Raw genomic sequence first — 19,538 nt, forward strand, 5'->3', positions numbered from 1 at the left:
GAGAATGGTATGCCGTATATCGGCACTGTTGGTAATTGTTTCGACAAGAGGAACTCACCTCGATAATGTATGACGCAGGTATTGAACGATTTGTTGCGCCGGTTTCTGCGATTGTTGTTTTAAAAGGTCGATCATCGGCTTATGCTTCGCCTGCCAGCCGGCTTTGTCAGCGAGCAGCTGGCATGCCGCATCCGCAAAGGCGTCCGCGTCCAGCTGCTCGGTCGTGCCGATAGCCTTCAGGCCCAAGCGGCCTAGAAACTGATCGATTTTTGGGTCATAGGAGAGGCCAAGCATGGGAACCATCTGGCCGGCCGCGTAGATAAGCGCATGGAGGCGCATGCCTAACAAAGCGTCGCACCGGCTGACCTCCAGCAGCATTTGCTGGGGGTCGTCGCCGGGCGCGGCCAGCTCGGCGGAGGAACCATCGCCGAGCCGGCCGCGCAGCCGTTCCATCACCTGCTCCGACGTTTCCGTGTCGGAGGGGGTGTGGAACGGCAGGAAGCGCAGCCGCACAGGCATGCGCTTCGACAGCGCGACCAGCGCTTCGGTGGCGCGGGCGAGATCGGCGCCGTCGCTGCGCCACCGGCGCAAGGATACGCCGACTAGCGGCGGCTCCGTAGATCCGCCCTCGGCAGCATGCGAGATGCGGCTTCCTGCTTCTTCCGAGCCCTCCGGCAGCGGCAAGCCCATGACCGGGTCCGGCACCACTTCAATCATCCGTTCAGGCACCCCGATCCGGCCAAGCAAGGCTGCCGATTCCGCATCCCGCACGGATACGTATGCGCTGCGCTTCATTACTCCGCGTATAAGAGGATCCATGATGCGGCGGTTTACCGGTCCGATGCCTTGCGAGTAAGCGAATGTAGGTTTGCCAAGCAGCTGCGCGAGCTTCATAACGCCCGTATAATAGGGAATCGTCTTCGTACCCGTAGCATCCTGAAGAAGGCTTCCGCCTCCGCTTATGAGGCCGTCACTGTTCTTCAGCGCATGCCACAGATCTGCGGGATGCATCCTCCGAACGCTTTCCACCCCATACATGCTGCTTGTCCAAGCCGGATCAGCCGATAACACGACCGGCTGAATTTTTATGCCTTGAGAGCTACCTTCTTCTTCTAAAGCAAGCAATATCGATCGGAGCACCGCTTCGTCGCCGCTGTTGCGGAAGCCGTAATAGCCTGAGATTACTATTCGACGAACTTGTGAATGATTGCCGGTGCCCATTTACGAATTGCTCCTTCCACTAGCTGCCAAGCCAGGATCAAAATACAGCCGATTACCATACCTGTACCCAAGCCTAACAGTACGCGAATCATTGAGATATAAAGCGGAGTATGAAGATGCGCGAATGTATCCACCATCGACAGCTGTCCAATCGATCCGATAATAATAAGCAGCCAAGCCGCACGGTAACGAAGCGATAAGAATAGTCCAAGCAGCAATAACGGATGCGCCAGCAAAAATTCTTTAAACCTCGGCCTTACGCCGAAGGTCGATTCCAGGAAATGACGGATTACCAGTTCCACGGAGGATACTTGCCCGCTGTTGCCCGTACGCGACAAGTAATAATATCCAATGATTCCGATAATGCCCGCAAGGATAATCCAAGTTAATGTAATCGGCTTAGAAAGCAGCGCTCTCAGTCTGCCTACCGACATTTGGCTGTTGTACAGCAGCACATAAACCGCTACTAACGCAATAGGCGCGAGATGAAGCAGGCTTACTCCGCGGAACTGCTCCAGCACCAAATTGTAAGTGATGTTATTAAGCAATCCGAAAACAATCGGCACTGCCATCAGCGAGATCAACGTCGCGACAATGAACCAATTCAACGCTAGTCCAAAACGCCGGCCCGTAGACAACGCCGGAAACAGCCACTTCATCTTGTTTCCATTCTCGTAGACGGCACCCGGCTGCTGAGGCGTCGGGCTCTGCTTGCTGCGGCCCACCGTCCAGTCAACCCCGCCAACCACGCGCCGGTCACCTACCGTCCGGGAATAGATGCGATTCATGACCCACACTAAAGCAAGCGTTGGCGCGGCAATCGCCGCCCCTAAAGCTAAGCCCTGTTCCATGACAGAGCTGTTTAGCTTATACATGCCTGCGCTGCCGAAGAGGCCTATAACGAATACGGGAATATATACGCCTGGAATAAACGCGCCTACCAATAAAGCAATTAAGGCTATGGCGCCCGCAGCGACAATAGCTCTGACCGGCTTATTCCAAGATGGCTGTTCATAATCGAAAGCCTTTGCCGTGCCTGACGCAAATCCAGCCTTAGACAGCTTTTCGACTATGCCGTTTTTTTCGCTCATGGCCTCAGCCAGCCTGTCCAAGTTATCGACGACTTTAGCTTTATCCGTGTTGGATTGGGTGGTCCCGTTCATGAAAAACATTCGAATGTTGCGATCCTTAGCCGCTAGAAGAAAACGGTCGCCGATCGCGTCGGAAGTCATCGTCATCCCGTCGTTCTCCGACAAGGAATATAACCGGACTACATTATAGTTTGTAATATATGCTAATTTATTTATGCCTTCTTGAGGTTTTTTTAAATTTTCGATTGCCGCAACGCCCATATCGTATTTTTTAAGCAGTTCACCGAACTGATACAGGCTGTTGTCCATGGCTTGATCAGATGCGCCCTTTACTTTATCGCCGTCAAACAACACGCGGTTCACGCCGTACGCTTTTAATTTTGCAAGCACGGCTTCCGTTTCCGCTTGATCGTAAGGCTTTACGCGGTCGGAGAAACGCGGCAGAATCCGAAAGCCTGCGTCTTGAATCGTTTGCAGGGACATCGGGTCAAAATCCATCGTTTTCATGATCGCTTCGGCAATCGGCATTTCGACGACCATTCCGTTACGGCCGCCGTAGGACCAGCTGCTGTACACGGCCTCCGATCGATCAAGCGCCTGGCGCACGATCGGACCGATCATTTTTTCTTCTTCGGGACCGTTAAATAAAATATAAGTAAAGTTTTGGTCTGCCTGCTCAAATTTGTTTTGAAGCAGCGCAGCGTCCCTTGAGCTGTAAAAGGTCAGCCTTCCCGATAACTGAAGCTCCTTCAGCGAGCTCTCGTATACGGCCATCGTGGTAATACCTGATTCCTTCAACATTGCGAGCTTCTCCGTCAGGAATCCCTGAGGCCTTGCCTGACGCTCCGACACATCGACAATATCGCGGTAATCAAAAACATATTCCACTTGCTTCGACGATTTTTCCATTTCCATGCGAACAGCGCCGAGCGGCATTGCTGCCGCTACCCCTAGTAATGCAATAATCCAAAGTACGAATCTCGCGCGCCGATTCCATTGCTGCCAACGTAAAAACACGTAATTCCTCCGTTCTAACAGGCTGATTGTCGATCTATTCGCTACGGTCTACCCGTTCCATAACGGCGGTTTTTAACGTTTCCAGCGCAGCAGCGGCGGCATCCTTCGATTCACCCTTCACTGCGAAATAAACCTTGATTTTCGGCTCGGTGCCGGAAGGACGCAAGCAGAACCACGAGCCGTCCTCAAGCAAATACTTCAAAACGTTTTCAGGGCGAAGGCCGTCATGGCCCTTGCCGTAATCCAGTACCTGCTCCACTTTGACGCCGCCGATTTCGGTTGGCGGGTTTTGGCGCCAATCATCCATAATCGCTCCGATTTTTTGAACGCCGTCAAAGCCCTTGAGCGTGCGCGACTCTAAGCCCTCTAAATAGAAGCCAAATCCAGCGTACAGCTCAAGCAATACATCATACAGCGTTTTCCCTTGACTGCTATAGTATGCCGCAGCTTCCGCAATCAATAACGCAGCAACAATCGCATCTTTATCGCGTGCATAAGTACCCGTTAGATAACCGTAGCTTTCTTCATAGCCAAACAGGAAGGTATGCTCGCCTGTTTTCTCATAGCTTGTCATTTTTTCACCGATATATTTGAAGCCGGTCAGCGTATTCTCTACCGCTACGCCAAAGGAGCGCGCGATATCCGCGCCAAGCTCGCTTGTCACGATCGTTTTGATGACAATGCCGTTATCCGGCAATTGTCCGCGTTCTTTCAGCTGGCTCAGCACATAATGAACCATTAAAGCGCCAGATTGGTTACCCGTAAGAACGACATACTCGCCTTCGTTATTTTTCACAACCGCACCCATACGGTCCGCATCCGGGTCCGTACCGATAATGATGTCCGCATTCACCTGCTGGGCAAGCTTGATTGCAAGCGTGAACGCTTCGCGCTCTTCCGGGTTAGGGGATTTCACCGTGCTAAAATAGCCATCCGGCTGCTCTTGTTCCGGTACGATATGAACATTCTTAAATCCAACCTTCTTCAGCACTTCACGGACCGGCATATTGCCTGTCCCATGCAGCGGCGTGAAGACAACGCTGATTTTCTCTCCGATGCCGCCTTGAATGAGCTCCGCATTCAGGCTCTGTGCAACGACCGTATCAATAAATTGTTGATCGGCTTCTTCTCCAAGCCAGCGAAGCAAGCCCTTTGCTTCCGCTTCCTCGCGGCTTAGCCTTTTCACTTCATCAAAGCCGGTAATTTGTCCAATGGACGCAATAACCTGCTCCGCTTCTTCCGGAATGAGCTGGCAGCCATCTGCGCCGTATGCTTTGTAGCCGTTGTATTCAGGCGGGTTATGGCTTGCCGTAATGACAATGCCGCTGGATGCTTTAAGCGCACGTACAGCAAAAGAAAGCTGCGGAGTCGGGCGCAGCGCCGTAAACAAATAAGTCGTAATTCCGTTTCCTGCAAGCACGAGCGCAGCATCAAGCGCAAATTCAGGCGAGTAATTACGGGAATCATGAGCAATGACAACCGATGGGCCGTCTCCCTCCGGCTTCAAGCCGCCGAGCAGCCAATTCGCGAGTCCTTGCGTCGCTTTTCCTACTGTGTATGCGTTCAAACGGTTCGTCCCTGCGCCCATTACGCCGCGCAGGCCGCCCGTACCGAATTCAAGGTCACGATAGAAACGGTCCGTGATTTCTTTTTCTTCTCCTGCAATGCCGCGAAGCTCTTCCTTCGTTGCCGCATCGATAAGCGGATCGTTCAGCCAAGCCTCATATTTAGCAATAACCGTAGTATTCGTTGGATTCGTCATAATTAGCAGCCTCTTTCATTCATGAATTTTGGTTTATGAAGGATTAGATAAAGCAAACATAAGCTCGCCTTCGGCAACGATCTGATCACCTACTCTTGCTGTTCCTTGCCCTTTGCCAATTGAACCCTTGAGCCTTGTAATTTGAACTTCAAGCGTCAGCGTATCGCCAGGCTTAACTTGTCCGCGGAAACGGAAGCCGTCAATGCCCGCAAAAAAGCCCAGTTTGCCTTTATTAGCCTCAATCATCAGCATGGCCACGGTACCGACCTGCGCGAGCGCTTCTACAATCAGCACCCCAGGCATAACCGGATAACCGGGGAAATGGCCGACGAAATAAGGTTCGTTCATCGTCACGTTTTTGAGACCGACTGCCCGCACCCCCGGCTCAACCTCCAAAATCCGGTCGATAAGCAGGAACGGAGGGCGGTGCGGAATGATTTCTTGAATTTGATTAATGTCCAACATGTCAAAAAAAGCCCCTTTCAATGGTTAGGTGGTATAAAAAGCGTCAAATTGTACGACACTATATATATCCATCATAAAACTGCAGTTTATGAAGGTTAAGATAAGAGGCTTGGCTGCTTGGACCCGAAGTGTCCTCCGCCAAGCCTCTTTGTTCATATATAAGAAATTATAAGCTTTCACTTATAATGCGCTTATATATCTGCGCGAAACGGGCTTTCGCCGACAAAAGCCGGTTGCAGCCGTTTATGCTTGATATGTAGTTGCCTCAGATGTTCACGTATGTCCAGCCGGTGTTTCTGCAATCGGTTTGTTCAGCGCCTTGAACATGAAAATATACATGATTGATGTCAAGAAGGAGAAAGCAATAACCGCCCACAAGTAGGAATGAGCGTTAGGCGCTTCGAAGAAAATAAGCATGATCGCTGCATAGAAGAGCACGGTTGTCAGCTTTCCCATCCAATTCGCAGGCACCGTCTTTTTTCCCCGAAAATGAAAATACAATCCTCCGGCTATCATGCCCAAATCGCGCAAAAACATCGCCGCAGCAGCAGCCCATGAAATATGGCCGGAGATGAGCAGCGATACAATAACCGTAATGAGCATCAACTTGTCAGCGAGCGGATCAAGCATGATACCGACCATCGTCACCTGACCGCTTTTGCGAGCGATATAACCGTCAAGCACATCGGTAATACCGGCAGCGACCATAATCAGAAAAGCTGGAATCATATGTCCTTTTACAAACACTATTATGTAGACGGGGATCAATACAAATCGCAATGATGTTAAGAGATTCGGCAGATTCAAATTCTCACGCTCCTCTACCTATTGCTGACTGTCCACCATGGTTCCCAACTATTATACAACTACCTCCCGTAAAAATAAAACCACCGCAGCTTTGCAAATCCCTATCTCCTGTTCAACAGCCCTTATTTTCGGGGGTTTACTAAAATTTAATAACAAAAATTGCCTTTGTTATTCACTTTCGCCATCCCTAAACCGTTAATAGTTAATAAAAGAAAAACATTTACTTTAAACCGGAAAGGACAGGATGTAGTGAATTTTAGTTTACGTTTCAGCATGTCGTTGAAAGAAACACGCAGGTGGCTGGCAGCTGTGCTTGCAGCCGCTATCCTCATGACCTCGGCCTCGGGCGTCGTTATAGCCGCAGAAGATACCGTAACCGGCATTGAATTTAATTACGAGGCGTCGGATTACAACAGCAGCACCTCGTCGCTCGAAGTATTCGTTGAAGATGACAAAGTCAATTTATCCGTGTTTGCCTCCATTTCAGGCTCTTCATCCAAGAAGGATGTTACCACGGAAGCGACATGGAAATCTTCCAATACCGCATTCGTCAAAGTAGATAAAGGCATCTTATCCGGCGTCGGCAAGGGAACCGCGACGATTAGTGCCACTTATAAAGGCTTCACCATTTCCATTAAAGCCGCATCTGATTATGTTTATGATTCCATAACGCTGATGCAGAACTCATCAGAGGCACCCGCATCCAAGGATATTGAAATCGGTCAAGCACTAGCCTTCACGCTTTACGGAGCGAAAGGAAGCGTAACCGACTTAGCCGTCACGACCGAAGCGGTATGGACAACCTCTAATGCCGCAGTCGCAACCGTTGATGAAGGCGTAATTACTTTAATTGGCGTCGGCTCTGCTGCGATATCCGCGAAGCTCAAGGGCAAGACCGACACGATTACGCTTAATGTCTCGTCCCCGTACAAGACGATTACGATCGATTCCGGAGCTTCCGGCAATTTGGTCGAGTTAAACATCGGCTATGACGACAAAGCTTTGACAGCATCCGCCGCGCCCAAAACAGGCGGTACGGAACCCGTCACGGACGTTGCCAAATGGGTCAGCGCCAATGAAAAGATCGCCACGGTAAAAAAAGGCGTCGTATCTGCGGTTAGCGCAGGCAAAACAACGATTACCGTCTCCTATAAAGGAGTTTCTGCAACGGTCGATGTCGTCGTCCGCACGGCTTTCCAATCGATCAAGCTTTCGCCGGAGAAGGAATACCATCTGATGCTGCAGGACTCGCCTCTCCAAATAAAAGCCGCGGTTCTAGACAACGCCAATGTCACGACAGATGTAACCAATACAGCCGAATGGGCGTCCTCTAACGTCGTGGTCGCTACGGTGTCTGCAGGTAAAGTGACGCCTAAGGCAGTAGGAACAACCAAAATAACGGCCAGCCACAAAGGCGTGAGCCGCAGCATCGACATTATCGTATACCCAAGCGTTAATGAACTGAGCGTGGAGAGCAAAACCATTGACGGTTTCAATGGCATCAGCGGGGATTTGCCTGCAATCATGGCAACAACCTTTGACGGAACAAAGATAGACGTCTCCAAAATCGCTGCTTGGACCTCATCCGACCAGAAAATCGCAATCATCGAAGACGGAAAATGGACAGCGAAAGAGCTCGGCGAAACTACGCTTACGGCTACCGTACAAGGGCATAAGGTCGAAGTGAAGCTAATCGTACACGTGAAGCCGTTGAAGCTGATCGCCGATGTGAAGGATCTGAGCATTATTTTGGGAAAAGAAACATCGTACCCTTCCGTAACCGTCATTAATGAGGATGGCGAAGAAGAGGATGTCTCCAGCAAGATCAAGTGGAAAACGACCTCCGAGGATATCGTTCTGAAAGAAACGACGATGAAGGGCTTGGATGTTGCCAGCCTTACGCTTACCGCTACATACCTGACTAAGAGCGTATCCGTGCGGATAAAAGTCGAAGAAGAGATTACTAAGCTTGTCGTTGACCCCGTTACGGTCGAGCTTTATCCGGGAAAAACCAAATCGGTTAAAGTCACCGGCTATTACAAAAGCGGCAAACAAGTTTCGTTAAGCTCCAAAATGAACTGGGAGGTCGGAAATCCGGGTATCGCAACCGTTAGCAGCACGTCCGTTAAAGCCGTTGCCGTCGGAACAACGAAGATCACCGGCTCCTACCAAGGAAAAACCGTCGTCGTGCCTATCGTAGTGGTTCAGAAGCTGAAATCGCTTGTTCTATCAACTAAATCGGTACAGCTCAGCACGGGCGGAACTTATTCCGCTAAGCTGCAAGCCAATTTCACGACCGGTACTCCTGCCAATGTTACGGAAAGCGCCGTTTGGACAACATCCAAAGCAAGCGTTGCAACCGTTGAAGATGGCAAAATCGTCGCGGTCAGCAAAGGCACCGCATCCATTAAAGCAAGCTATGCCGGCAAAAGCGTTACGATACGCGTAACCGTCAAATAAAGAGAACAAGGGCTGTCCCAGGTTTGATTTGAACCCGCGGATTGCCCTTATTTTTTGCCCGGCAAAAAAAGGCTACCGGATCAGCAGCCGCAGCCTTTTATCCGATAGCCTTTTTTATTTTATAATCATCAGGATTCAGCAAAAACGAGATCGTATAAATGCCGCCACGTCGCCCAGCTGAACACTTCGCCCTCTGCTTGCTTGCCCAAAACGACATAGCCAATATAGAGGCCTGCCACAAGCATGATAACCATTATGAGCGGTACGATGCTTTTGCGTAATATCCACAGCAGCATGTTTACCCCTTGGGACCGTTGCTTCTTTTTGGAGCTACCGTCAGCCTTTGAGCGGCTTTTGCTCTTCTTTCTGCCGGCGCTGCCCTCTTCCGCTGTACTCCCGAACCCGCTTTCTTCGCGGTCCATTCGTTCATCGGCCATACTCATCAACATCATCCTATCCTTATGCGCGCAGCCCGTTCGTAAGGCTCATCATCGTATCGCTGGACGATAAAGCTCTAGCTGCCAATTGATAAGCGCGCTGCACATTAATAAGCTCGGTCATTTCATCCGTGAGCTCAACATTGGATTGCTCCAAGTAACCTTGACGCAGTACAATGCTATTTTCCGAATCCGGCACGATCTCCTGCACGACATCGCCAGCGTCAATTCCGTTAGCAACCACAAACAGGTTATCGGCAACCGCAGTCAATGCCGCGGGCCTTGAAGCCTGCAGCAGCTTAATGCTGCCGAGCTCTATTGTCCGCTCAGAGGATACACCAAGCACCGAGCCGTCCGGATTCACGCGGAGACTATACCCTTGCGGCAATACGATATTGCCTTCAACCCTATTCCCAGTCACGGCGTCTCTTACGTTAGCCACGACCGGATAACCGTCTTCCGTTGCCAAAATCGTATCACCGTTTGCGCCGACCGTCAACTGAAACGCCCCGTTACGCGTATAAGCGCGGTTGCCAGCGTCGTCCACTTCCACCTCGAACAGCGCATTGCCTTCAATCGCAATATCCGTTTCCTTATTCGTTCCCTGCATAGGGCCTTGGGACAAATTCGGCTGTACCATTGTCATCCTCGAACCCCAGCCTTGCGTGAAATCCATCGGCGTTTTACGCCCTGGCTGACTGAAAGCTTCCGGCTGGGTTCTTAGGTTCGTCAGAAGATCCTCAAAGGTCGCTTCCTTACGTTTGTAACCAACCGTATTCACATTCGCAATATTATCCGCAAGAAGATCGAGCTTCTGTTGGAGCCCGTTCATCGATACCATTGCGTTGATCATTGAACTGTTCATGCTTCGTGCACCTCCGCTGCTTCAACCTGTTGTTATACGCGGCCTACGTCGTTAACCGCTTTGCTTAAGCTTTGATCGTAAAATTGGATAACCTTCTGATTCGCCTCATAGGCACGAAGCGCAGACATCAGGTCAACGGCCGCTTGCGCCGCGTCGACATTCGAGCGCTCGACATAGCCCTGCCTCACTTCAACGCGCTCGCCCGGAGCAATGGCAACCGCTTCGCCGTCCTCGTCTGCAAAGCGAAAGCTTCCGTTCCCCTCGCGCACCAGCAAATTCGGATTATCGACGCGGCTGATCAGCAGCTGTACGCCTATATCCTGACCCGTCGAATCGATAAATCGCTGGTCTCCCGTTAAGACCAGACTGTCCAGCCCCACACCGACAGGCATTTGAATAGGCAGCCCATCCGTGCCAAGCACGCTTGATCCGTCGCTTCCCATCAGGAAGCCTTCCTCCGTCAGCGTGAACTTCCCGCCCCGCGTGTACCGGATCTCGCCATTTTGATCCTGCAAAGTAAAGAAGGCTTGCGGCTGATAGGTCACCTCTCCGTCTTCTCCAACGTTTTTGCCGGAAGCATCAAAGGCCAGCCCGTCCAGTTCAATATTGGAGACCAATGCGAAATCCGATGAGTTATTCGTTTGCGTTAAATCGCCTTGCAAATGGATAGACAAGCTTTCTTCGGCAAACACGCCGCTCGTCAGCTTCCCGATCTTTGCATAGTTTTCTTCGCCCGCTCCCGTTAATGACAGCATCATTTCCGGAAAAGAACGGGTTACCGCATTGGTTTGCTTATAGCCTGGCGTATTTATATTTGAAATATTATTCGTGACGGTATCATGTCTGCGCTGCTGGGAAATCATGCCGGACGCAGCCGTATACAAGCCTCTTAACATCGTTGTTACCTCCCCGGATGCTTTCAATCGAACTTACTATATATGTTATCGGTTGAAAGCAAGGCTGCCTGAATAGCTTGTCCTGCGACCTATGACTCATTTACGCCTCGGCTTCGCCCCCCTAAGGCTACCTACCCGCGCAAAAGATTATGTTTTAGGCCGCTGCTGTCTTTACTTCTTCCCGAGCTTGTCCAAGTTATCTAGCAAAATTCCAGTTCCTTTAACGACGCAGTGCATCGGATCCTCCGCAATCAGCACCGGTACCTTGAGCTCTTCCGCAAGAAGCGCATCAAGTCCGTCCAGCAAAGCGCCTCCGCCCGTCAAAATAACGCCGCGGTCAATAATATCTGCCGACAGCTCCGGCGGCGTGCGCTCAAGCACGGACTTTGCTGCCGATACGATAGACATAATCGGATCCCAAAGCGCCTCGCGCACCTCTCCCGAACGGATCGTCAGCGTAAGAGGAAGCCCCGAGACCATGTCACGGCCGCGAATATCAATCTCTTCTTGCCGTCCTCCCTCAAGCACCGTTCCGATCTTGATCTTAATGTCCTCGCTCGTTCTCTCGCCGATGAGAAGCTTGTATTTATTTTTGATAAACTTCATGATCGCATCGTCGAACTTGTCCCCTGCAATCTTAATGGAGGAGGACGTGACGACGTCGCCCATAGAAAGAACGGCCACGTCCGTCGTGCCTCCGCCAATGTCAACTACCATATTGCCGCTGGGCTGGAAGATATCCATTCCAGCCCCTATTGCGGCAGCTTTGGGCTCATCCTCAAGAAAAACTTCCTTAGCGCCGCTGCGTTCTGCAGCTTCGCGAATCGCTTTTTGCTCTACTGAGGTTATATTGGTCGGCGCGCAAATCAATATTCGGGGACGGCTAAACCATTTCCGTCCCTCGACGCGGTCAATAAAAGCTTTTAGCATGATTTCCGTAATCTCAAAATCCGCAATAACGCCGTCGCGAAGCGGACGGATCGCTATGATATTGCCTGGTGTCCGGCCTACCATGCGATGAGCTTCCTCACCGACGGCCAGCACGCGCTTCGTATCGCTTTCAATCGCAACGACTGAAGGCTCATCGAGCACGACGCCTCTACCTTTCACATGAATGGATACATTGGCTGTACCCAGATCAATCCCGATATCCTTGCTCAACATAAGGCTTAAGTCCCCCAACGAATAATAATTACCTAACGTACGTTTGGCTCCCTTGACACGGAAACCGCTAACGTTTATTATTCGCCAAAAAAGACAAATTTCCTCTATAATTCGAGAAAAAACTTCATAGCTTTCCTGCGGCGAGCACCTCGCGTTTCTTCGTGCTCGTTTTCTTGTATTTGATCTTGGTCGCTTCTCCTCCCCTCAAATGCCGGATGGATTTGTGGTACTCGAGAATGTGCTTAACCTGATCGGCCAAATCGGGGTTTATTTCAGGAAGCCGCTCAGTCAAGTCCTTGTGCACCGTACTTTTGGATACACCGAACTCTTTGGCGATCGTTCGCACCGTGTGCTTCGTTTCCACGATGCAGCGGCCTATTTTAATGGTTCGCTCCTTGATGTAATCGTGCACGTTCCCGCCTCCCTACTCGAGATAGTTTGGTACATTATATGAGTAGGTCACGTATATATTCGTTGTGGTCAAGCCTGACAAGCCGGAATGTGAAAAATTTTTCAGAAAAACGTAAAACAGGCAGGGATTTGATCCCTGCCTGTACGTCTAAAGACCTATTTTTTCAATAATCGGTTACTCGGCGATTAGCGAGCTCGGGTTAACCGGTTTTCCATTGCTGCGTGTTTCGTAATGAAGGTGAATGCCCAGGTCGCGTTCTAAATCATTGCGGCCTGCTTTTGCGATCACGGTACCTTGCGTCACATCGTCGCCTACTTCAACCGCAACATCGGTTACGCTTTGGTATACCGTTACAAGACCGCCGGCATGCGTAATCTCAATCACATTTCCATTCGTCGGTTCCGTTTTTACATAAGTAACTTTACCGGAGAGAGCAGCCAGGACGTCGAAGGATTTGCCGCTTGGGTCAACGAAGTCGATTCCCATATGCGGGGAGAAGGTGTCTCCTACTTGAACGAGTGCTGCCTCGCGCTCTTCATCGCTAGCTTTTTCGTCATAGAACGGCAGTTCTACTTGCAGTGCGGCTCTGTCAGCCAGCGGCCATTTAATCGACTCATTGCCTGCGATAACTTCTAGCACTTGATCGTCCTTGCCTTGCGTTTCGGTCGTACCCTCTTTTGAATCTTCAGTCGAAACGGCTTTTCCTGTTGTAGGACTCGTCTGATCCGCTCCCTGATAGATCCACATTAAGGTTACGATAATTGCTGCCGCGGCCATGAAGATTGCTGGGGATACCCATCGCTTTGCAAAAAGGTTTCTCCATCCACTGCTAGATTTGGCGGCAGACGTTCCTCCCAGAACGGTTTTGGGAGTTTCTTCTGGTCTTTGCTTCGGTTTGCTTTGATTTTGATCATTCATTTTCTATCACCTCACTAGCCATTGTTACCAGATCTGCTAGGTTTATACCTGAGGCGAAATGAAATATTGAAAGAGTTAAATATTAGGAGTGACTGGCCAGCTGCTCCGATAGCTTCGAAGCTTGCTCCACTTGAACGCTAGAATAGTAATGCGCCAAAATTTGCTCGGCGCTCGCCCCCGATTGCGCCATGCCGTTCGCTCCCCATTGGCTCATGCCGACACCGTGCCCATAGCCGTACGTCGTAATCGCTATCGTGCTGCCTTTGATTTTCCAGGTGAATTGAGAGGATGCGAGACCTAGCTTTTCTCTCACTTCCCGGCCCGTGAAGGTCGCTCCGCCTATGACGATCTTGCTGATCCGGTTACCCGCCGTCTTCTCTACTATACGAATGGCTGATTTGGCAGAGCTCTTCCCCGAGACCCCAAGCTTGTTATAAAACTCTTTTAAAGAGAGCTCTACCGTTTCCTTATAGCGCGGCGAAATAGCTTCATCCCAAGGACTCGCCACGCTGCGAAGATATGGAATCTCTTGCTTCCAATAATCCTCTGAGTTTTCAGTATACCCATTGCTGGTGGAAAAGAAAGCCGCTTCGATCGGATCCCCTTTATAGGTAATGATTTTGCCTCTCGTCTCTGCAACCGCATCATTCAGTTTCTTCATGTTTGTCTTTTGATCGGCCTTTGGCCATTTGCGGGCGAGGTCCGCGAGCGAGACATAAACTTGGTGCTCAACCGTGTCCGTCACGTCGGCGCCCTTAACCGGCACCCCGCTGTCATTGCCTTGAACGATTCTCCGTATCATATACGTACGTGCGGCAATGGCTTGCGCCTTCAATGCTTCCAGCTCAAAGCCGATGGGCATTTCCGCGGCCACGACGCCGCGGACATAGGTTTCCAGCGGAACGCGCTCGATCCGTTCTTCCTTTGTCATATAGACGCGGATGACGAGATGATCGAGAACCTCCGACGTCTCCGCTTGCGATTGGTTTCCTGCAGCCGGTTTAGCGCTCTGCGGATCAGCCTCTTTATCAACTGTCTGGCGTCCCTCGGTATCCTCCGGAGAGTCAATTGAAGACTCCGTTTGCGTACCCGTCTCTGCCGAAGGCGCCTCTATTATGTACCGTGCGGCTTGCGCGCCCCGGAGTTCATTCAGCGAAAGCCTGACTAGCAGCATAGAGGCTCCCAGCATCGCGCCTATCGCAAATAAAGCCAACCCTCTGCTTGTCCGCACCCGACCGATCAACGAAACTATCGAAATCTTCCCTATCCTTCGCTTCATGGGCTCTCCTTCCATCTTGGCCGGGAAGAGAGGAAGAATCCGCAGTAGGGAGCCCCTCTCTCTTAAACCGGTCCTGATGGTACATTCTATGAGCGCGAATGATAGGGTAGAACAATGAAAAGTCTAATCATGGCGAAGAGCGTCAACCGGCCGCAGGCTTGCCGCCTTATTCGCAGGCAAATAGCCGAATATGACGCCAACGAAAGCCGAGAACACAAAAGCCAGCCATACCGTATCTATCGGAACCTCCGTCTCTGTTTTCATGACCATTCCGATAATAAAAGAGGCCATATAGCCAAGAGCAATGCCTAACGCTCCTCCAAGGCCGCTAATGCAAACCGCCTCGACCAGAAACTGAAATAAAATATCCCGCTTCTTGGCTCCCAATGATTTGCGAATGCCAATTTCCCGCGTTCGTTCCGTTACCGACACGAGCATGATATTCATTATGCCGATACCGCCAACGATAAGCGATATAATCGCTACATATATAAGCTGCCTATTCATCGTTTCATTAACCGAATTCAACGTCTCCATGGCCTCTTCTTGATTCAGCACCCGGTACGCGTTCTCATTCCCTCGGAACTTCTCATAGAGAACGGCTTCGATCCCCGTAACGGTCCTGGCCATAAGCTTCGTATCCGACACGATTAGGTTAATGGTAGATACACCGCTTGTTTGAAATATTTTTTGCGCCGTCGTGACGGGAATTAATATTTTCTCGTCATTCGAGCCCGTAAGCGAGCTGCCCTGCGACTCAAGCAGTCCGACGATCGTAAAGTTGTAGCCGTTGATCGTTATTTTTTTGCCAACCGCGGCGGAGGGGTCTTCTCCTTCATCCTCGAACAGATCGGCTGCTGTATCCACGCCGATGAGCGCTACCTTTGTATTGTTTTTAATGTCCGGAGAAGCGATATATCTTCCGTCCTGAACCGGAAAATCCTTTACCTCCTCGTATGCGGCGGTTATTCCCTCAACGGTAACCGTTACCTGGGTTTTCCCATACTTCGCATAACTAGTCGTACTGGTCACCGGCGCAACGCCTGCTACGCCCGCCACGTCGCCAAGCTCATTCGCTTCATCCACGGAGAGCGTCGTAACCGTACCTCGGCCAGTAATCGTAACGGAGAGCGAATCCGGACTTCCAAGTGACGACACCTGCTGGGCCACCTCGTTGGAGGATGCCTTCCCCATGGCCACCAACGCGATAACCGTTGCAACGCCTATCAGAATACCAAGCATAGACAAGATCGTTCTAAGCTTGTTGGACAAGACGCTCTTGACTGCCATCTTGAAGCCCTGCGTGAGTTTCATCGCTGCCCCTCCTTCCTTGCTCCTGCTCGGTCAACACCCCATCCCGTATAATTACCGTTCGGCTTGCCCGCTTCGCTACTTCCATATCATGCGTAATCAGCACAATCGTCTGGCCTGCCCTGTTCAACTCCTCCATCATGCTGAGCACTTCCATGCCCGTTTTCGAATCCAACGCGCCAGTCGGCTCATCGGCAAGCAGCATGGGCGGATTAGTGGCAAGCGCGCGCGCGATCGCAACCCGTTGCTGCTGACCGCCCGAGAGCTCATTCTGGCGGTGATGCAATTTTTGGCCGAGACCCACCCGCTCTAACGCGTCCATTGCGCGCAGCTTTCGCTCCTTGCCGGACAAGCCCCGGTAAATAAGCGGAAGCTCGCAGTTCTCGAGCGCCGTTAGTTTCGGAAGCAAATGATAGCCTTGAAAAATAAAACCGATTTTTTTATTGCGCATTTCCGTCAGCTTATTGTCGTTTTGTCCTGTCACCTCAAGGCCTTCCAGCTTGTAGCTTCCTTCGCTCGGCAGGTCGAGACAGCCTATAATGTTCATAAGCGTCGACTTTCCCGAGCCGGATGGGCCAACGATCGCAAGAAAATCACCGTGCGCAACCTTAAGCGATACTTCATGCAAAACCGTCGTCTTTTCCCGCGCCATCATATATGACTTCGTAATAGCCGTCATTTCAATGAGAGGAACGTTTGGTTTTGTACTCATCGCGCGCCACCGCCCGCAGTGCTTCGCATTCCTCCGCCTGTTCCTCCGCCGGCCATGCCGCCGCCTGGGAATACCATTCCGCCGCCAGGGAAGCCGCCCTGCTGCATGGTCGTCTCTTCCGTATCGGTCCCCATTCCGGCTGTTCCTTGGGCAATAGGAACAAGCACGCTGTCACCCTCCGCAAGACCAGAGACGATTTCTACAAAGCTCTCGTCGCTAAGTCCTGTGGTCACCTCAACCAGCTGGCCTTCAAGACCGTTCTGCATCCTGCCGCCTGCCCGAGCGCCTGCCGCAAAACCGCCACCTGCCGCTGCGCCCGATTCGGTGCTTGCTCCCGCTTGTCCTGCACCGCGCTGGCCGCCTACGGCTGCGCCCGTACCCTGGCCCGCTGCCGGTTGTTCACCGCTTGCCGCGCCTGTTTGGCCTGACGCCGCTCCCTGCGGCGCCGTTCCTTGCTCGCCGCCTGCGGCAGCGCCCGTACCTTGGCCCGCTGCCGGCCGTGCTCCGCCGCCCGCGGTGCCCGTTTGACCCGCTGCCGCCCCCCGCTGGCCGCCTGCCGCTGCTCCTGTCCCGGCTGCAGCTCCTTGCTGCTGCCCGCCCGCGCTGGCCGCGGCTTCCTCCCCGTTTTCACTCGGTACACGCACAAAAGACTTCGTCCCCATTTCGACGACCGCATTAACCGGCACAAGAACGATATTTTCCTTGGATGCAATCGTTATTGCCGCTTCACCCGACATACCGACCTTGACCCCTTCAATATCCGTAAGAAGGATATTCACCTCAAATGCAGACGAACCGTTGCTCGAGGTACCCTCCATTGCAATTTCGGATACGGTCGCTTCAATCGTATGGTCCGTAATGGCGCTTAAAGACAGATCAACGGCTTGGCCGACCTTTACCGATGAAATATCAAGCTCATCCACGGAGGTTACGAACTCCAGCTTGGTATAGTCCACAATAGTCGCTACAGTCGTATTGGCATTGACTTCATCGCCGACCTCGATATCCATTTCCGTGATTTCTCCGTCAATAGACGCGGCTACTACCTTCTCCTCTTTTGCCTGCTCTTCATAAATATCTTGCAATTGCTCCTCGTAATCCGCTATTTCCGCGTTCGCGTCTTCTATGTTTTTCTGAAGCGATTGTTTCGTGACCTCTTCGTTTTCCGTGCCCGTCGCTTCCTTATAATTCTCCTGATAGCCTTCAATCGATTCTTGCAGCTTCGTTATATCCTTCTCGATTGATGTAATTTTTTCTTCATTATCTTCTGCAGCCTCGAACGTGACGAGAACCTGACCGACTTTGACCTTATCCCCTTTTTTTACATTCACCGTTGCAATCGTGCCGCTCTTGCCCGCCGTTACGGTTTCCCTCGAATTCGCAGCCACCGATCCCGTCCCGCTAATTTGTTTCAAAATCGATCCTTTCGTAGCGGAAACCGTACGCGAAGTGGGCGTAACCCCTGCCGCTTCTTTCTCTTTCGCAAAATAAAAATAATAGGCACCTGCTCCGGCAGCGGCCAGGATAATGATAATGCTGAGCCCTATCGTCCATTTCTTCATCTGCTTTAATCCACCCTCCATCGGTCTTAGTCAGTTAGAATATAGCACGCAAAAATGAACGGAAGATGAACAAGCCCGCGATCCCGTCACCTTAAGCTTTACAGCAAAATCCACCGCTAGCTGAAGATACGCCGCACAAAAAAAAGCATCGCTCCTTCTCCCGTTATAAGGAGATGTAGCAATGCTCTTTCAATAAAATCTCTATAAAGGCGGAAGCTCGCGAAGAACGGGCAGCGATGAAATCGCCCCTGCCCTGGTCGTCGTCAAAGCTGCTGCAGCATTGGCGAACGCAACCATTCTTTGCGCCTTTTCAGCGTCGATTCCGCTCACGGCTCCCTCAATTAATTGGAGCTGATACAGCAGCGCGCCTATGAACGCATCCCCTGCGCCCGTTGTATCTACTACAGCCACCTTCTGGCCAGGCACAGCCTCTTGATAGTCTCGCGTGTACCATACCGCACCTTCAGAGCCCTTTGTATAAATAACGGCCTGTACTTCTCCGACAAATAATGAAGAGATTGCTTCCTCCTCATTCTCGATGCCCGTAATAAAAGCAAGCTCATCCGAGCTGATTTTGACCAAATGGCTGAGCGGGATGAATTGAAGAATCGTTTGCCTGCACTGCTCGTGATCTGCCCACAGCGGCAGCCGTACATTCGGATCAAAGCTGATGATGCCGCCTGCCGCTTTCATCGCCGCAATCGCCTTGCTATGCGCATACTTAACCGGCGCTTCAACGAGATCAACCGAGCAATAGTGCAGAATATCTCCTTTAGCGAACCAATCCCCGCTGATCTCGTCTTCTGAAAGCAGCATATCCGCGCTAGGATTCCGATAGAAAGAAAAATCGCGGTCGCCGTCTGCTTTTAGGCTGACAAAGGCAAGTGCCGTATTTGCTTCATTCGTCCGCTGCACGAGCCTGGTATCCACACCGGCAGTCCCCATCGTTTCCACGAGAAAATCACCGAAGGCATCGTTGCCCAGCTTACCGATAAATGCGCTTTTGCCGCCGAGTTTCGCCACGGCGCATGCCACATTCGCCGGAGCACCGCCGGCTTCTTTCCTAAAGCCAACTACATTCTTTAATTCGATTCCCCTCGTATCCGGAATAAAATCAATTAACGCTTCACCGATCGTATATACTGTCGACAGTTTAAGC

The 19,538-nt window shown here is 51.4% G+C and carries 17 protein-coding genes; 1 reads left to right on the forward strand and 16 read right to left on the reverse strand.

Annotated features, from left to right (window positions below; genetic code table 11):
• Window positions 1-54: 54 nt before the first annotated feature.
• The 5 genes from csaB to MRBLPE1_RS27095 all read right to left on the reverse strand — a co-directional run bounded on the left by csaB (window position 55) and on the right by MRBLPE1_RS27095 (window position 6,363).
• Entirely contained in the window at window positions 55-1,221 is a 1,167-nt protein-coding gene (gene csaB / locus MRBLPE1_RS27075; RefSeq protein ID WP_364151727.1) for a polysaccharide pyruvyl transferase CsaB, read from the reverse strand.
• Window positions 1,185-3,329, reverse strand: a complete 2,145-nt coding sequence (locus MRBLPE1_RS27080) for a DUF5693 family protein (protein ID WP_364151730.1) — start codon at window positions 3,327-3,329, stop codon at window positions 1,185-1,187. The genes csaB and MRBLPE1_RS27080 overlap by 37 nt, the downstream gene beginning before the upstream one ends.
• Before the next feature lie 34 nt (window positions 3,330-3,363).
• Window positions 3,364-5,091, reverse strand: a complete 1,728-nt coding sequence (locus tag MRBLPE1_RS27085; protein ID WP_364151733.1) for a phospho-sugar mutase — start codon at window positions 5,089-5,091, stop codon at window positions 3,364-3,366.
• Between the two features lie 33 nt (window positions 5,092-5,124).
• Window positions 5,125-5,556, reverse strand: coding sequence for a 3-hydroxyacyl-ACP dehydratase FabZ (fabZ, locus tag MRBLPE1_RS27090; RefSeq protein ID WP_138753720.1), 432 nt, complete (start codon window positions 5,554-5,556; stop codon window positions 5,125-5,127).
• A gap of 273 nt (window positions 5,557-5,829) precedes the next feature.
• Window positions 5,830-6,363, reverse strand: coding sequence for a CDP-alcohol phosphatidyltransferase family protein (locus MRBLPE1_RS27095; protein WP_364151737.1), 534 nt, complete (start codon window positions 6,361-6,363; stop codon window positions 5,830-5,832).
• 249 nt (window positions 6,364-6,612) lie between these two features.
• On the opposite strand from MRBLPE1_RS27095, the gene MRBLPE1_RS27100 reads away from it, so the two are divergent.
• Window positions 6,613-8,823, forward strand: coding sequence for an Ig-like domain-containing protein (locus MRBLPE1_RS27100; RefSeq protein WP_364151740.1), 2,211 nt, complete (start codon window positions 6,613-6,615; stop codon window positions 8,821-8,823).
• A 128-nt stretch (window positions 8,824-8,951) separates the two neighbouring features.
• On the opposite strand, the gene MRBLPE1_RS27105 is transcribed toward MRBLPE1_RS27100, so the two are convergent.
• From MRBLPE1_RS27105 to MRBLPE1_RS27155, 11 genes are all read right to left on the reverse strand, one after another.
• Window positions 8,952-9,266, reverse strand: coding sequence for a DNA-directed RNA polymerase subunit beta (locus MRBLPE1_RS27105; protein ID WP_364151742.1), 315 nt, complete (start codon window positions 9,264-9,266; stop codon window positions 8,952-8,954).
• 16 nt (window positions 9,267-9,282) lie between these two features.
• Window positions 9,283-10,125, reverse strand: a complete 843-nt coding sequence (locus MRBLPE1_RS27110) for a flagellar hook-basal body protein (protein WP_364151745.1) — start codon at window positions 10,123-10,125, stop codon at window positions 9,283-9,285.
• Between the two features lie 32 nt (window positions 10,126-10,157).
• Entirely contained in the window at window positions 10,158-11,021 is an 864-nt protein-coding gene (locus MRBLPE1_RS27115; RefSeq protein WP_364151747.1) for a flagellar hook-basal body protein, read from the reverse strand.
• Window positions 11,022-11,192: 171 nt separating this feature from the next.
• On the reverse strand, window positions 11,193-12,185 hold the full coding sequence (gene mreB / locus MRBLPE1_RS27120; RefSeq protein ID WP_364151750.1) for a rod shape-determining protein MreB: 993 nt from the start codon (window positions 12,183-12,185) through the stop codon (window positions 11,193-11,195).
• 124 nt (window positions 12,186-12,309) lie between these two features.
• Window positions 12,310-12,597, reverse strand: a complete 288-nt coding sequence (gene spoIIID / locus MRBLPE1_RS27125) for a sporulation transcriptional regulator SpoIIID (RefSeq protein ID WP_053373789.1) — start codon at window positions 12,595-12,597, stop codon at window positions 12,310-12,312.
• A 174-nt stretch (window positions 12,598-12,771) separates the two neighbouring features.
• Window positions 12,772-13,515, reverse strand: coding sequence for a M23 family metallopeptidase (locus MRBLPE1_RS27130; RefSeq protein WP_364151753.1), 744 nt, complete (start codon window positions 13,513-13,515; stop codon window positions 12,772-12,774).
• 82 nt (window positions 13,516-13,597) lie between these two features.
• Window positions 13,598-14,794 carry a stage II sporulation protein D gene (gene spoIID / locus MRBLPE1_RS27135; RefSeq protein ID WP_364151756.1) on the reverse strand — a complete coding sequence of 399 codons (1,197 nt, stop codon included), beginning with the start codon at window positions 14,792-14,794 and terminating at the stop codon, window positions 13,598-13,600.
• Window positions 14,795-14,917: 123 nt separating this feature from the next.
• On the reverse strand, window positions 14,918-16,108 hold the full coding sequence (locus tag MRBLPE1_RS27140; RefSeq protein WP_364151759.1) for an ABC transporter permease: 1,191 nt from the start codon (window positions 16,106-16,108) through the stop codon (window positions 14,918-14,920).
• Window positions 16,050-16,817: an ABC transporter ATP-binding protein gene (locus tag MRBLPE1_RS27145; protein WP_364151762.1), complete on the reverse strand. Its 768-nt coding sequence runs from the start codon at window positions 16,815-16,817 to the stop codon at window positions 16,050-16,052. The genes MRBLPE1_RS27140 and MRBLPE1_RS27145 overlap by 59 nt, the downstream gene beginning before the upstream one ends.
• Window positions 16,814-18,379: an efflux RND transporter periplasmic adaptor subunit gene (locus tag MRBLPE1_RS27150; protein ID WP_364151764.1), complete on the reverse strand. Its 1,566-nt coding sequence runs from the start codon at window positions 18,377-18,379 to the stop codon at window positions 16,814-16,816. Before MRBLPE1_RS27150 ends, MRBLPE1_RS27145 begins: the two co-directional genes overlap by 4 nt.
• 201 nt (window positions 18,380-18,580) lie before the next feature.
• Window positions 18,581-19,531 carry a carbohydrate kinase family protein gene (locus tag MRBLPE1_RS27155; RefSeq protein ID WP_364152726.1) on the reverse strand — a complete coding sequence of 317 codons (951 nt, stop codon included), beginning with the start codon at window positions 19,529-19,531 and terminating at the stop codon, window positions 18,581-18,583.
• Between the last annotated feature and the right edge of the window lie 7 nt (window positions 19,532-19,538).

It is taken from the genome of Paenibacillus sp. LPE1-1-1.1, from assembly GCF_040676435.1.
Classification (GTDB): Bacteria; Bacillota; Bacilli; order Paenibacillales; family Paenibacillaceae; genus Pristimantibacillus.